The following is a 15,191-nucleotide window of genomic DNA, read 5'->3' on the forward strand; positions in this document are numbered from 1 at the left end:
GAGGTGGCCGGCGGGGTGGAGGCGGCGGAGGCGGCGGAGCGGCCAAGCGGACTACCATCCGGTCGGAGAAAGGCTTCGATACCGCCGACGCGCTGTCCAAGCTGCAGCGAAAAATTCCCCGCAAGCTGTTTTGGGGGCAATGCAAAGTTTTTATTTTCAGCGAAGCGATAGCCAAAGCAGGAATCCGGGAACAGTTCGATTTCCTGGTTCGTCATCCCCAGCCGAGAGAGAGAGCTTATATGTTTGTCAGCAAAGGAAAGGCGGCGGATTTGCTGGAGCTGTATCCGCCGATCGAACGGTCCTCGGCGGAAGTGCTCAAGGAGCTGACCGACCTGCAGATCGGGATGAAGGTGACGCTGGAGCAGCTCAGCATCATGTTGAAAGGGGAGGCTCAGGCAGCTGCTCTTCCGCTCGTGTACATTCTTCCGAAACCCAAATCCGCGGACGCTTATCAATCGATCCCGTATTTGTTCGGCACCGCGCTTTTCAAGAAGGACAAAATGATCGGGGAAATTTCCGAAAAAACGACACGCGGCGTCATGTGGCTCCGAAATGAAATCGTCGAATACACGTCCACCTTCAAGGTCGGGGAAACGGACGGAATCGTGTCTTTGAAGCCGGTGCATGCAAACGTCAAGCTGATTCCGAAGATTGAAGGGGATACTTGGAAAATGACCGTCAAAGTGTGGACGGAAGGAGACATCGTGCAGAACGGCACGCTGATGAATCCCATGAATCCTGAACTGTTGGCCATTATGGATAAGGCGTTCCAGAATGACGTGAGGGAACGTATCCAGCTCGCGCTTCGCGAAACTCAGCAGCGATGGAAGACGGACATTCTTGGTTTTGCCAAGGAATTTCACCGGAAATACCCGAAGCAGTGGGATAAAGCGAAAGACCGGTGGGAGGAGCTGTTCCCCAAGGTGGAAGTAACGACGGAAATTGATGCGCATATCCTCAGACCGGGATTAATCAATTCGCCGGGAGGAATGCCGAAAGAGGAGGCGAAGGAAAAGTGAGATGGGAGTTCTTCTGGACCGTTACGATTGCCGCGGCGCTGATAGCGCGGTATGAATGGCCGAAGCTGAAGCAGAAGCCGAAAAAAGACAAAGCCGTGTTTGTCTCCCTCCTACTCGCCGGTTGGTTATTGTCCATGCTGGATCTGCCTCATACGCCGGGTCCGTCTACGTTTCTGAAAATCATCTTTAAACCGTTGAGAGGACTAGTCGAACAGTAAGAGTGGTGAACCTCGACCGTGGAGAAGGGAAATATATCGGCCTTTCAACTGGCCATCATGATGTATCCGGGCGTGCTCGCAACAGGCTTTCTCAGCCTGCCGACGATTACGGCTCAATACGCCAAAAACGATCTTTGGCTGACCGGCATTTTCGCATTTTTTGTCGGTCTGGCCAGCGTTTATATGGCGATCCGGCTGCACGAGCTGTATCCGAAGATGACCGTTATCCAGTACAGCGAACAGATTGTCGGGAAGATCCCCGGCAAAATGATCGGCGTCGCTTATTTCTTATATTTCTTCCATGGCTCCGGCGCCATCACCCGGCAATATGCCGAATTCGTTACGGGCAATTTTTTGTTTCATACCCCGATCGTATTTGTCATTTGCTCCATGCTGCTGCTCTGCTCTTTTGCCGTCCGGGGCGGGACGGAGATGCTGGCGAGGAGCGCCGTTATTTTGACGCCGGTCTTTGTACTGCCCATGTTTTTTCTTTCGCTGCTTGGGGCCGATCTGGACGTTAAGAACATCCTGCCCGTTCTGAGCCATGGGATTATGCCTGTGCTGAAGGGGACGATATCGCCGCAGGCATGGGTAAGCGAGTTTTTCATAATGTCGTTTTTCCTGCCTCGCTTGACGGATCCGGGCAAAATAAAGAAGTGGGGGTTTATTTCGCTGTGCATTGTTATATTCAGCATGATTTACGTCAACCTGCTTACTTTATTTGTGCTAGGACCGGACACGGCAAACAAAACATACCCGATCCTGGCCGCGTTTCGTTATATTCGCATCGGCGATTTTTTCGAAAACCTGGAGGCTTTGCTTCTGGCGATGTGGGTTGCCGGAAATTTTGTGAAAATCGGAGTCTTTTACTACGCGGCTGTTATGTCGTTCAGCCAATGGCTGGAACTGTCGGATTACCGTCCCGTCGTCTTTCCGGTCGGCATCGTGATAGCCTCGTTCAGCTTTTGGGACTTGCCTTCCTTCATTCACTATAGCAGCTATGTAAGAATGGAAGCTCCTTTCGAAATCACGACCATCTTCTTCGGCATTCCGCTTTTGCTGTTCGTCATAGCCTTGATTCGCAACAAGAAAGACCCGGCCAACCTCAATGCAAATAAATAAGGAAGCCCCACCGTGTATCCACTTGTTTGAAGCAGCAAATTGGGGCAAGCGAAGCCGCTCTGGATTGTTAGCCGGTGCCCCAGTCCGCCAGTTTCGATCACTAAATTTTACTTCGCGAATTTGCTATCGCGGACTTTGCCTTCATCCTATTTCTCATACACAGGCAACGCTGTTACACTTTCTCCAACGGGTACCTTGACAACAGTATAACTTACTGTAACCCCGTTTAACTTCTTCGTTTGCGTCTTAACCGTCTTCCCATCCACTTGTATAAATGGATAGGAGCCGGCAAACTGGACTTCCCACTGTATCGGACCTGTACCGGCATTGTTCTTGAGCGTGCTCTTCATGGCGCCCTCATGCTTAACGTACAAATCGTTGTCTCCGACAACTACATGATTCAATTCCAGCCAAGCAATATCATGCGGCAAGCGGGAAAGCGTCAACACTCTTTTTTGCGGCGCATTTGGTGCGATACCCATAAGACCTTCGACGGTTTGGCTGATCAATGTATAGGATACTTCCGGATAATCGCCGTTGGTTCCTTGACTGCTCACTTCATGCGGTTCATCCAACCTGTCGATGATGTATTTCATCCATTTCCAGGCAGTTTCGTTTTTTCCATATGGGAAAAACGTATCCGGCAAGTAAGTGAAAGCTTCGATATTGGTCGGCGCCCCTTCCGGCGTTCCGCACATCCGATCAATTTCATCAAGGAACTTATCCGTACGTTCGCCCGGATCAGTGATGAGCTTCATCGGCATGAACCAGCTCGGTTCTCTCGCGAAATCGCTGTAGGATTTGCCGTTCGCTTCATAGCCTCGCACATAGCCGGATTGTATGCCTTTAACGCCCCAATCCTGGTTGAAGTAATCTTTTAGCTTTTGCGCTTCGTCCGCAAACTTATGATATGCGTCAACATCTCCTTTTTCTTTGGATAATTCCGCAAAAGCAAGCATCGCTTGATACTGGGATCCGATTCCGTCGCCCGCTTCCACAACAGCCTCGCCGATGCGTTCATTATAAGTGGCCGTGCCGTCGAAGATGCCTTTTCCAACACCTTCTGCAACACCGTTTTTCAATTGACTGTCATGGAGGGCGATGAAATCCGTAACCGCTTTATCGTAGTAGTTCCAAAGCGTCTCATCGTACAAATAGTTTTTGTCGCCCGTCCACAAGTACATGTTGTACGCTTTTTCGACAAGTTCAAATACCGCGGGAACTTCTCTTACAAAGTTATTTGCACTTCGATAATCTAGCTTGAAGATCGAGCCGTCAAAATTGAGCGCCCATGCCGGATACCATTTTTGGATCTCGTTCGAGGTGCCGGCAAATGCCCTTAGCATCGAGAAATTTTCCCGGTCCAGCCCCAATAGATGCGCGCCCGACATTTGATGAGCCATGTCTCTGGAGTAAAAAGCATAACGGTGTGCATACCCAGCCCAATAGGACGGCATATAATTCTTGATTTCAGGCGAATTGCCGAACGTTTCATCCCTGTTGATAAGACCTAGTTTACCTGTTCGTACATAAGACTTCGCTTTAGGTACAGCCCATCTAAAAGCATCTTTGATTTTCGCGTTGGAGGAATCGATCGTGATTTCTTTATCCGCTTCCACACATTCGACTGTCCACTGCTGTGTCTTGCCGTTTTTTCCCTTGACTGTATAAGTGACCGGCTTGTTAAACTTTTGCGTCACGCCTGATGCCGGAGTAATGGAGGCGCCTTCGGAAACAACGATTTGCAGCGCTATGGCGTTTACTTTGGATCCATACGGCACTCGAAACGTAATCTTTTTGGCCGCGTCGTCGACAATCGATACTCCAACCTGATTTGGCACCTGGATGGAGACGATGTTGGCGAGATTCGGAAGCGGATTCGTATTGCTGCTGTCATACAGCAAATTCGAATCGTCAATTTCGATCCATTTGCCGTTAGCGTTGATGCCGGTGAAAAATACTTCTATAGGTGCGCCCTTTTCCAGTAAAATGCCATCAAGCGTCTGTGTGACGGGAACACCGCTCATAGGCACGTCTCCTGCTTTTATGATGCTGCCCTCGGGGAACCTGATGCCGAACTTTGCGCCGTTATCATCAGCCTTGTTAAACAGGGCTTGAAACTTATAGTATCCTGTGACTGGTACGGTTATCGTTTGGGTCAGGAACGTAGAAGGACCCGGGTCGATGTAGGCGATAACATTTTCACCTGCGTTGTAGGTAAACGCGCCATCGTAGACCCATAGCCGTTTCTGCGCATCGAAGTTGGAGTTGCGTACCAGATTTTCAGCTATCGGGCCTATTGGTTCGCTAGTAGCCGATTGCCCGGCTCTGCCAAATAAGTCGACAGGCGTTACTTCAAACTTAATAAATTTCCCAACCAGATCATGTGAAACAAATAGCGTATTTTTTTCTTGCCCGACAATGGGCATATATTCGCCGCTGCAGGAATCCAAAGCAAGCCATCTAAACCGGGTAGCCCCTTCTTTATGCCCGTCCGGGTGCGTGAACGTATAAATGCCTGTTAGCTTCTGCTCGGTCCAACCATTGCCTGAGATTGAAACATCGGAAGCCAGCGGAGCAACATCGGGAAAATGGTCAAAATCAAATTGAAAGTTGAAATCGTCCGCCTCCATTCTTTTGTTTGCCGCTAACTGGAACATACAGCTCTACAAACGTCCCCAGTAAAAATGACAAGACGACAAGCAGCGCAGCCCTACGGTTTTTCTTTATTTTTTCCCCTCCAAAGGCATTAATGGTTTCTACCCCTTCACAACCCCGGATGCCATACCTTGAATGAAATATCAGGTCACCGACGTAAGTAGGCGTTACGCCGCTTGCGTCAACCAGAATATTAGCCTTTTACTGCGCCAAGCGTGATGCCGCCGATGAAATAGCGCTGCATGATCGGGTACACAAAAAAGATCGGCAACGTAACAAGCATCGTAACTGCGGCACGCAGCGTAGTCGGCGATAAATCCCGCATTCTCTCGCTGAGCGCTTGCGGATTTCGCAGCTGTTCAAGAGCTTCGACTTCCAGAAGCATTCGTTTCAAATAAATCGGAAGCGTATCCCAGTTCCCGCTCGAATTGTAAATTACGGTATCCAGCCAGTAGTTCCAATGGCTTACCGAGCTGAAGACGGCGATCGAAGCGAACACCGGGATGCACACCGGCATCGCGATGCGGACGAAGATGCCCAGCTCGCTCGCTCCGTCAATTCTTGCCGATTCGAATAAGGAATCGGGGATGCTTTCCATGTAAGAAGCCATATACAGCATCCAGGTTGCATTAAACATGGCGGGAATCCAATATACGTTGAACGTATTCGTCAAGCCGAGGCTGAGAAAGACGAGATAAGTCGGAATTAACCCGCCGCTGAAATAGATCGTAATAATAAAGACGATTCGCATCATCTTTCGGCCCGAAAAATGTTTGACCGTTACGATATAAGCCAGAAGACCAGTCGAGAGCACGCAAGTTGTCGTGCCGATGATGACCCGCATGACAGAAATCGTCAAACTGGAAAGAAGCCTGCTGTCCTGAAACAAATACAGGTAAGCGCTGAGCGATAGTTTACGCGGCCATATATAGATGCCGCCCTTCAACGCATCGACACCATCGTTGAGCGAGAGCGCGAGCAAATTGATAAAAGGATAAAAGACAAGCACGCCGAAAACCAATAATAAAATGACGTTGCAGACATCGAAAATTTTGCCGCCTGGCGATTGTTTTGCAAATGATGTATTCATAGGTCCCTCCTAGTAAATGGACGTATCCATCACTTTTTTTGTAAAACGGTTGGCGGCGAACACTAAACTGACTGCTATGATTCCTTTGACTAATTCAATAGCGGTGGCAAAGGAGTAGTTGCCAAGTTCAAGTCCGTATTTAAACACGTACGTGTCGATAACTTCCGAATAGTCTCTGGTCTGCGCGTTTCCGATCAAGAGCGGCGCCTCGAGACCTGCTGAAAAAATATTGCCCATGCTCAGAATCCACAAGACGACAATGGTGGGACGAATGCTTGGAAGCGTAATGTGCCATATGCTCTTGAACCTGCCGAGTCCGTCCACTTTCCCGGCATCGTACAGCTCCGGATCTACGCTTGTGATCGCAGACAAATAAATAATGGAGTTCCATCCCACATTTTTCCATACACTGAGCGAAGTGAGAATGCCCCAGTAATATTTCCCGCCGTCGCCCAGGAATGAAATTGGCTGCTTGATGATTCCGAACCGTTGCAAAAATTCGTTCAAAACGCCTTCGTTGCCGAACAACAGAAAGGCAATGCTGGCTACGACGACCCACGAAAGAAAATACGGCAAGTAAGAAGTGGATTGAACGAATTTGCGAAGCGGTTTGCTGCGAAGTTCGTTCAGCAGCAAGGCCAAAATAATCGGGGCCGGAAAGCCGAACAAAATATTGAGCCCGCTGATTGCCAGTGTATTGCGCATAATGATGGGGAAATCCGGCGATTCGAAAAACGTTTTGAAATGCTGCAGGCCTACCCATTCGCTGCTCCAGATCGATTGGCCCGGAATATAGTTCATGAAGGCAATAACGTCTCCGAAAATGGGGATATACTGCATGACGAAGATGAAAAATAGAATCGGGATGCAAAGGAACCACAATTGCCGTTCCCTGTAAAACCTGCGCTTGATCAGTTGAAGCTTTGTTTTTTTCGCCTTTGTTCCGAGAGCGTCAAGTTCATGCATGGCGCTTTCCATAAAGCACCTCCGTATCCGCTTGTTGTTTTATCTGATGGGATATCTCCGATAAGGGAGAGGAAGGAGTGCTCCTTCCTCTCGGCTCCACGTTATTTCCACTCTTTTAATCTCTTTGGTATTCGTCTGTTTTGTATTCTCGATTTTATCCAGTCCGGCCGCGTTCAGCTTATCTTTCATCGCTGCGAAGTTGCTGCGGCATTCTTCCTCGGTCTTGCTCATTACCGCTTTCGCCCAAAGCGACTCGAGCAAATCTTTCACTTGCTTGTCGGTCATGGCAAGCGGGTTGTTGGCAGGAATGCTGATATCGCCGAACGTATTGTCGTAAATCGTGTCTTTCAAGTTGTCGTTCATCATCTTTTTCCATTTGGCTTCTTCGTTGAAGTTTTGGTCGAACCAATATACGCTCTTGCCGTCGTCCTTCATGACGCCTTGGCCAGTTGCCAGGTTGTACAAGTCCATGCCCATCGCATCGCCGGCGTCGTAATCGAATTTCGCGTCGATGATCGCTTGCTTCTGCGAATCGACAAAACTCGGCTTTCCTTCTTTAAAGTTCCATACCGATTTGTCCGCATTCGGAACGCCCCAGCCGATCAACCTTGCGCCGACATCCGAAACGGAAAAGTTCAGCCATTTCATAATTTCTTCCGGATTTTTGGCTTTGTTCGTAATGACCGTCATGCTCGTGCTGCGCGAATTTTTTCCGGATAAGTACGCCTTTTCGGCATTCGGCGCTTGGCGCTCACTTGCACGAAGCGCTTCTCTTCCGTCCACTTCGGATCGTTCTTTTGCCAAACTTCGTGTCCGGCGTTCCAACCGATCCACCAGGCGCCGATGAAGCCCATCACACGGTCGGTGGACATTTTGGCTTTCATATTTTCATATTTGTTGATGAACGCATCCGGATCGAGCAAGCCGTCGCGGTAAACCTTGTTCATGAACAGCGTAAGCTCAAGACCTTCAGGCGTGTTGACCCAGCTCGTTATTTTGCCGTCGGCGCCGATTTTGTCGCCGTTTTTGAGCCCCCACATACCCGCCAGCGTAGGAACGACCTTTTCCGTAACCGGGGCATAAGCCGTCAGCGCATACGTTTTTTCCCCCTTATCGTTCTTCGGATGAGCTTCCTGCATTTTCTTCAGCACATCGTAGTATTGATCCGGCGTTTCAAATTTCGGCATTCCAAGCTCTTTCCAGTAGTCGTAGCGGATATGCGCCGAATAGTCAGGGATCGGCAGCGAGCCCCAGTACGCCGGAAGCGCATACAGCTTGCCGTTCGTCAAATAAGTCTTATACAAATCTCCCAACTGCGTCTTCATATTCGGCGCATATTTGTCAACGTACGGAGCGAGGTCAATCACTTTGCCTTGCGCGACCCACTTGGCAACCGTTGCTTCGTCCATATTCGCAATCACTTCGGGATAGTCACCCGAAGCCAACATCAAATTCAGCTTATCATCCTTCTTGGCATCGTATGTGATCTTGGTCAAGTTAACGTTGAATTTTTCAAGTAAATATTTATGAATAAGCTCGCTATTCTTTTTCGTTTTGTCCGGGCTGATCGAATCGGCGTAATAGTAGCTGAACTCGATCGGATTTTTCGGCATTTCCCAACCGAACTCGTTCTTTGCGCTCGCAGCGGTTTCTGTTTTGTTTTCGGCTGCGGGCTTTGGCGTTTGTGTTGCCTGGTTCCCGTTCGTCGGTTTGGAACATCCGGCAATAATGCTCATCGTTAATGCCGTCGACAGCAATGCTCGCGTTGTCTTCTTCAACTTGTTCTCCTTCTTTCGCATGAATTGGTCGCGCTTTCAAAACCTCTTCCAAGATGTAATCCTTCCTCTCTGTAACCCCCTTAAGTTGAACCTTTGAACACTCATTATTTTACTAAAATATTCCCGATTCATCAACATATATTTACTAATTTTTTTGCAATTTTTCAGCTATTACTCCAAAACATTTACTAAATATCGAGATTCAGAAAATAGCCGGCTAAACAAACAAAAGCGCGGAAAAGCGACTCGCTTTACCACGCTCGTTTCCCTCATTATACGTCCGCACCGCAGCTTTTCCTGATCATAAGTTTCGTAGGAATGGTTACATGCAGCGGCAGCTCGCGCCCCTTTAGCCGGTCAACCATCAGCTTAACCGCCGTTTGCCCCATTTCTTCCACGAACACTTTAATGCTCGTTAATGAAGGCGTCACGAACGAAGCCAGCTGTATATCGTCGATACTGACGATAGCTATATCTGCCGGTACCGTATAACCGGATTCGCTGATTGCCTTAAGCGCAGCGATCGCCATAGGATCGCTACCGATCAAAAATGCAGTGGGCTTGTCCGCGCCTGCCAGCGCTTTTTTCATGAGCTGGTATCCCGCTTCGGCGCGCCATTCCCCGATAAAGACGGAATCGGGATTAAACAGGCCCAGCTGTTTCAAAATCAGTTCAAACTCTTGTTGGCGTGCGTCCGTATCGTACCTTCTGCCTTCTGCGGTTCGGAAATAACTATTGCCGCCAATATACCCGATTTTTTGGTGGCCCAATTGCAGAAGATGATTCAAGGCTTGCCTCGTCGCTTTGCGCGAATCGAACATAACGGAATCATAATCGTCGCCGAGCACGGCATCGATGGATACGACGTTAGGTGTACCTGCCGAATTCTCGATAATTTCGGAATGCACGTTGCCTATTACAATCAATCCGTCCAATTGCCGGGCGTCGATACTGATATTGGGTTCATCCGTAAACCGGAACACTCTGCTGATCGTTATTCCCTGCTTCTCGCACTCATTCTCAATTCCATGACGTATACTTAAATAATAGGGATCCAGATACTCCATCTGCTCCGAACACCAGATCAGAAGGCCGATCTTCAGTTCTTTGCTTTCCGGCACATGCTTCGTACTTTGCTCATTCCTGCGATAGTTCAATTTTCTTGCGATCTCAATTACACGTTGCCTCGTCTCCTCAGGCACTCTAAACGTCGTATCACGATTCAGCACTCTCGATACGGTGGCCGAAGAAACTTTGGCAATCTTAGCGATTTCTTTAATTGTAGCTATGATGATCACACGCTCTCGGATACAATTTGAAATCTAGGCGTTAAGCTGGAGATGTAACAGCGGGCAAAGTGCCTGGCGTCTGACAGCCGGCTTAACGCCTAGTCCGTCAACGCGGCAACGCCGCATGGCGGGATGCTCAGCCGATGAATTCCGGCGTTTAAGTCGATTCGCGTCTGTTCCAGCAAATGCCCCTGGCAATCGCGTATTGCCAGCTTCTTCGTTCCCCAGGCGTCATCAAGTTCCAAATAGATTCGGTGGTTTAGCGTTCCATTCACAATCCATGTTTGTTTGCTTCTGTCTCCTCCCGGTCTAACCAGGATATCGCCATAAGCGCACACGATCTTTTTATGTTCGTTATCGGCAACGGCCTGCGGAAACAGAAAGTCGGGATGAGCGGGCTTTAACGAGCCTTCCAACAACACATCGCTATGCTCGCGCCAGAAAGCAAGCCAGAAGCGCAGCATTTGACGATGCGATTCCGGGAGACGATCCAACATAACCGAGATTTGCGGCACGGAAAAGAGAGCATTCACGATTTGCAAGGCGGCGCTCTCCACCGGCTCGTCCGGATGCCACATCATCATGTCGGAGTGAACGGCCGTATCACCGCCAATCAACCTTACATCGATCGTTCGGACCCGATTTTCGATGGCGTCATTTGGGCAATCCGTAGCCCGGAACATGTTGCCGTATTTGCGCATTAACGGACCGATGTAATTTTGCCTGAACTCGATCAGGATATCCGGCTTAATGGCGCGCAATCTGGCTATAATATCGCTCATTAAGCGGTCCACCGCTTCCGGAATCCCTTTATAGTCCATAGCGCTGTCTTCTTTATGCACGGTCTCTTCCGTCCCGGCAAAACTGTCTACGAAATCAAGCTTGAAGCCGTCAAGATCCCATTGAACAAGCGCTTGTTCATACGTTTCGATAATGAATTCTCTGACTTCGGGATAGCGCGGATCTACGACGCCTGTTTGCAACGAATCGATCGTTTTCAGCAACTTATCCTTGAACCTGCTCCAGTTTTTACTCTTGTATCCTACAAAAGGAACAGAATACCATAACAAGTATTTCATCCCCAGCTGATGAACGCGCGCAACGTGAGCTTTCATATCGGGGATTTTGTCCTCGCACACTTCCCAATCTCCGCAATAGGCATAACCGCGCATGTGATCGGATGTCTGCCAGCCGTCGTCGACGATCACCGCTTCGCAGCCGAGCGCTTTGGCAAGCAAACACTGCTGTTCCACGGCCTCAGGCGAAAGCTGCTGGTGAAAACTGTACCAGGTCGAATACATCGGCATCCTGGCCGCTTCCGGCACATAGGCAGGGGTATAGCCGGGCTGTTTCGCCCACCACTTCTGGACATCGTTCAAGCATTCGTAATAAGGCACATCTCTCGTATCCAGACGCAGTGTCGCTTCGTAAAGACGCATAGGAGCGCTTGGCTCAAAAAACAACTTCACTCCGCAGCGAAATGCAGCCGTCTCTTCATTGACGCCGGCAGACATCGCTACCGGGTTAAGGGCATCGGAAAAGGCAAACGTGAGTCGATTACTGCCCTGCACGTTAAATAAGCTTATGACGGGAGCAGAATAAGCAGCTTTGGAAACGAGCCCCCGCTCCCAATCCACGTGAAGTCTTCTGGATCGATATGCGCTTGGGTGCAAGTACCTTGGATGTCGATACCCGGATGGTACCACGTTAATTCGATTGTGGGCGGCTGCTGCAACGTTTCGCTTTCCAGCCTGATATGAATCAATCGTACGCCATCAGAATCGATAGACACTGAAAGAGATCCGCGGAACTGCTCAGAGCAGCCTGTTAAGCGAAACATGTAAGGATCTGAGTGCAACGTGCAATCGTATAGTTCACTTGCGAGCAAAGCCGTCCCCTCCACATCATTCTAGCAGAATATTTACTAAATTTTACTTAATTCTAGCATTGAATGATCCGGTTTTCAACGTTTATTTGATCCCGCCTCATTCTTCTCGCAGTAAATTAATCAAAAAAAAGCTACCCCTCCACATCTTTTTCAGATATGAATGGATAGCTCTCGGTTTATACCGTCTTGCCGCCGCAGCTTTCGCGGATGACGAGCTTCGTGGGGATGGTGACATGCAGCGGATAATCGCGGCCGCTAAAACGGTCGACCAGCAGCTTTACGGCCGTTACTCCCATTTCTTCCGTCAATACTCTTACTGTAGTTAGCGGGGGGGCAGCAAATGAAGCTAGCGGGATATCATCGAGCTACAATCGCTGCCTCTTCGGGAACTTTAATGCCCGCTTCATGCAATGCTTTGAGCGCGGCTATGGCCATCGGATCGCTGCCAACCAAAAATGCGGTCGGCGGATTCTTCATTTCCAGCGCCAGCTCATTAATCGGTAACCTTGTTCCGTTCGCCATTGATCCACGAACATATAGGAGGGATTAAACCATCCTTTTTCCTTCATGATCGTCTCGTATTCCTTTTGGCGCGTATCCATATTGTGCACTTTTCCTTCTGGCGTGCGAATGTAACTGATTCCGCCGATGTAGCCGATCTTTTGGTGGCCAAGCTGAAACAAGTGATCCATGGCTTGCCTGGTCGCTTTTTGCAAATCGAACATGACGGAGTCGTGCTCGTCATCCAGCACATAATCGATCGACACAATGTGCTGGATGCCGGTTGTTTTTCTCACCAGGTCGATATGCACTTTGCCGATGACAATCAGGCCATCCAGCTCCTGATCGGGGATATTTGCATCATAGTCATCCATGAAAATGATTTTACCGACAGCCAGCCCTTGTTTGGCGCATTCTTTCACGATGCCTTGGCGGATAAACATAAAATAAGGATCCGATGCTTCGAGCTGCTCCGTTCCCCAAATGACCAGCCCGATTTTTTGTTTGTCTTCCCCTTCCGCCGCAGACGGCTTGCTCTCGCGAGTCTTCGTCTTTTTATAGCCCAGCTCCTTGGCGACCTCAAAGATCCGCAGCCTGGTCTCTTCCGCAACTTGCAATGTCATATCATGATTCAAGACCCGTGAAACTGTCGCGCTGGATACTTGCGCTTTACTCGCTATATCTTTTATCGTTGCCATCGTTCGCACGCTTTCACCTATAGGGTTCGACTTGTTTAGTAAATATTCTACAGTCTAATGCGAATGATGGCAACTTGGCATTTGTTTGGATAAATTGGGAAGATCGACTATCCAATTCCCTTGACCGGAGACTGTGGCTTCGATTCGTACGCAGGCACGAAATATGAGGACCCGGCGCATGCGCCTAGTCCCTTATTCCTTATACAGGGGAATAACAATGCGCACCGTCGTACCTATCCCGGGTCCGCTGTGCAGCGTAACGCCGAACGATTCTCCGAATTGCAGCTTGATCCGCTCATTGACGTTGCGAATCCCGTAACCGATGCTTCGATCTTGATTCGCGAAAATGTTGCTCATCGTTTCCGCATTCATGCCGACCCCGTTATCGATCACTTTCAGCACAATCGTCCCTTCGTCCTGATACGCGACAATGCGTATGTGCAGGCGGTCGTCATACATGGCGTGCTCCAGGGCATTTTCCACGAACGGCTGCAAAATCAGCTTCACTGTATCGTATTCCCATACGGAAATGGGAATGTCGTAGCTAACCTCCAACCGGTCGATATGCTTAATTTTTTGAATATCGATATAAGATTGAACCTGGCGGATTTCTTCGCGAATCGGGATGATTGCCTTTCCTTGATTCAAGGTCAAGCGGTAAAAAGTCGCCAGCCCGCTCACCATCTTATGCAGCTTCTCCAATTCGCCCAAGCGGGCGAGCCTGCTGATCGACGACAACGTATTGTACAGAAAATGCGGTTTGATTTGCGCCTGCAATGCTTCAAGCTCCGCTTCTTTCTTGCGAAGGTTGCTGACGTACACTTCCTGGATCAGCCCTTCGATATTTTCCGCCATCTCATTGAACGCTTTCGCCATTTGCGCAAATTCGTCCTTGCCGGAATAGCGAATGCGCTTCGCAAAATTGCCTTCCTGAAACGATTGGAGCGAAAACACGACCCTTTTGATATGCCGGGAAAAATAGGAGGAAACAAACCCGCTGATCGCCACCAAAATCGCAAAGCTGATCAAACAAACGAGCAAGGTGACATTTCTCACCTTATTCGCGCCCTTTTCCAGCTCATGCAGCGGGACGAGCGCCGTCACCTTCCAATTCGTCCCCTCGATCGGCTCGCGGATTTGCATGAATTCCCCCGACCGGGACGCCCAATCGTTCGGCAGCGGGTTATCCTTGTTCTCGTAAACCGGCTTATTGTACTCGTCCGTCACCGCCATATAGCTGGAGACTCCTTCACCGCTGCCGCCGAAGTTCAAATTGCCGAACAAATCGTCCATTTTAACGGTAATCCGCATCAAGCCGATCGGTGAGACCGTATTAAAATCCATCATTTTTCTAAGCAACGACACATTTCCAAAATTTGTGTCTTCCTCAACTTGCTGCCATAACGATTGTTCCTTCGAAGATTGGAAAGCGCGGGCCCATTCCACATGTTCGAGGCGGTCAAAATGAAAAAGCTGATATCGCTTTCCTTTCAGCGGCTCTCCGCCGGCCGCTGCAAAGTAAATTTCCGGCAACGTATCGTTATGCAAAAACAAATCCACAAGGATGTCATTCGACGTTAAATTCAAGGTTGCCTCCAGCCTTGGAATCACATTGAGGGAGGTCGTCTGATAGCTTTCCCAAGGCTCGACCTTCTTATTTAGCGCATGCTGGAGCGCTTGGTCCAGATGGATTTGACTGTCTACTCTTTCCACCACTTTCATTTTCTCCGCAATATTATCGCGCGCCTGCTTCAAGGTGCCCGACACATTTTGTATCGTCTGCTCCTTGACGTACTGGACGGAAGTCGTATACGCATAATAGCCGATCGATACGACCGGAATCATCACCAGGAGTAAATAAGAGAGCATCAATTTATATCCGAACGAGAACGAAAATCCGGGAAACCGTTTCATCTGATCGCACCTAACCTTGTTTGCGGTAGTCGGCGGGCGCAACACCGAAG

General features: G+C 49.2%; 15 protein-coding genes. 3 read left to right on the forward strand and 12 right to left on the reverse strand.

Annotation, left to right across the window (positions count from 1 at the left end; genetic code table 11):
• The 3 genes from SD70_RS22525 to SD70_RS22535 form a co-directional block, all read left to right on the forward strand.
• A partial coding sequence (locus SD70_RS22525) for a Ger(x)C family spore germination protein (RefSeq protein WP_041049912.1) occupies window positions 1-1,019 on the forward strand: 1,019 nt, incomplete at its 5' end.
• Window positions 1,016-1,237 carry a hypothetical protein gene (locus SD70_RS22530; RefSeq protein WP_041049914.1) on the forward strand — a complete coding sequence of 74 codons (222 nt, stop codon included), beginning with the start codon at window positions 1,016-1,018 and terminating at the stop codon, window positions 1,235-1,237. The genes SD70_RS22525 and SD70_RS22530, both read left to right, overlap by 4 nt.
• An 18-nt stretch (window positions 1,238-1,255) precedes the next feature.
• Complete coding sequence (locus tag SD70_RS22535) at window positions 1,256-2,359, forward strand: GerAB/ArcD/ProY family transporter (RefSeq protein ID WP_041049916.1); 1,104 nt, start codon at window positions 1,256-1,258, stop codon at window positions 2,357-2,359.
• 146 nt (window positions 2,360-2,505) lie between these two features.
• Here the strand turns inward: SD70_RS22535 and SD70_RS22540 are convergent, their stop codons facing one another.
• The 12 genes from SD70_RS22540 to SD70_RS22575 form a co-directional block, all read right to left on the reverse strand.
• On the reverse strand, window positions 2,506-4,992 hold the full coding sequence (locus SD70_RS22540; protein WP_156158142.1) for a hypothetical protein: 2,487 nt from the start codon (window positions 4,990-4,992) through the stop codon (window positions 2,506-2,508).
• A gap of 218 nt (window positions 4,993-5,210) precedes the next feature.
• Window positions 5,211-6,107 carry a carbohydrate ABC transporter permease gene (locus SD70_RS22545; RefSeq protein WP_041049918.1) on the reverse strand — a complete coding sequence of 299 codons (897 nt, stop codon included), beginning with the start codon at window positions 6,105-6,107 and terminating at the stop codon, window positions 5,211-5,213.
• Between the two features lie 9 nt (window positions 6,108-6,116).
• Window positions 6,117-7,085 carry an ABC transporter permease gene (locus SD70_RS22550; RefSeq protein WP_041049920.1) on the reverse strand — a complete coding sequence of 323 codons (969 nt, stop codon included), beginning with the start codon at window positions 7,083-7,085 and terminating at the stop codon, window positions 6,117-6,119.
• A gap of 27 nt (window positions 7,086-7,112) precedes the next feature.
• Window positions 7,113-7,763 carry a hypothetical protein gene (locus tag SD70_RS38410; protein ID WP_052487769.1) on the reverse strand — a complete coding sequence of 217 codons (651 nt, stop codon included), beginning with the start codon at window positions 7,761-7,763 and terminating at the stop codon, window positions 7,113-7,115.
• Window positions 7,760-8,686: an extracellular solute-binding protein gene (locus SD70_RS38415; RefSeq protein ID WP_231571415.1), complete on the reverse strand. Its 927-nt coding sequence runs from the start codon at window positions 8,684-8,686 to the stop codon at window positions 7,760-7,762. The genes SD70_RS38410 and SD70_RS38415 overlap by 4 nt, the downstream gene beginning before the upstream one ends.
• The gene (locus SD70_RS38420; RefSeq protein WP_231571417.1) at window positions 8,613-8,903 is read right to left on the reverse strand and encodes a hypothetical protein; all 291 of its coding nucleotides are present in this window, start codon (window positions 8,901-8,903) and stop codon (window positions 8,613-8,615) included. Before SD70_RS38420 ends, SD70_RS38415 begins: the two co-directional genes overlap by 74 nt.
• A gap of 220 nt (window positions 8,904-9,123) precedes the next feature.
• The gene (locus tag SD70_RS22560; protein ID WP_231571419.1) at window positions 9,124-10,149 is read right to left on the reverse strand and encodes a LacI family DNA-binding transcriptional regulator; all 1,026 of its coding nucleotides are present in this window, start codon (window positions 10,147-10,149) and stop codon (window positions 9,124-9,126) included.
• An 89-nt stretch (window positions 10,150-10,238) separates the two neighbouring features.
• Window positions 10,239-11,777, reverse strand: a complete 1,539-nt coding sequence (locus SD70_RS22565; protein WP_156158143.1) for a glycoside hydrolase family 36 protein — start codon at window positions 11,775-11,777, stop codon at window positions 10,239-10,241.
• A gap of 427 nt (window positions 11,778-12,204) precedes the next feature.
• A complete protein-coding gene (locus SD70_RS39385) occupies window positions 12,205-12,336 on the reverse strand; it encodes a hypothetical protein (protein ID WP_269432510.1) in 132 nt (43 codons plus the stop codon).
• A 49-nt stretch (window positions 12,337-12,385) separates the two neighbouring features.
• On the reverse strand, window positions 12,386-12,505 hold the full coding sequence (locus SD70_RS39390; protein WP_269432511.1) for a substrate-binding domain-containing protein: 120 nt from the start codon (window positions 12,503-12,505) through the stop codon (window positions 12,386-12,388).
• A complete protein-coding gene (locus SD70_RS22570; protein WP_052487771.1) occupies window positions 12,502-13,227 on the reverse strand; it encodes a LacI family DNA-binding transcriptional regulator in 726 nt (241 codons plus the stop codon). The genes SD70_RS39390 and SD70_RS22570 overlap by 4 nt, the downstream gene beginning before the upstream one ends.
• 192 nt (window positions 13,228-13,419) lie before the next feature.
• Window positions 13,420-15,141 carry a sensor histidine kinase gene (locus SD70_RS22575; RefSeq protein WP_041049922.1) on the reverse strand — a complete coding sequence of 574 codons (1,722 nt, stop codon included), beginning with the start codon at window positions 15,139-15,141 and terminating at the stop codon, window positions 13,420-13,422.
• Window positions 15,142-15,191: the final 50 nt, after the last annotated feature.

Origin of the sequence: Gordoniibacillus kamchatkensis (assembly GCF_000829455.1) — a bacterium.
Lineage (GTDB): Bacteria > Bacillota > Bacilli > Paenibacillales > NBRC-103111 > Gordoniibacillus > Gordoniibacillus kamchatkensis.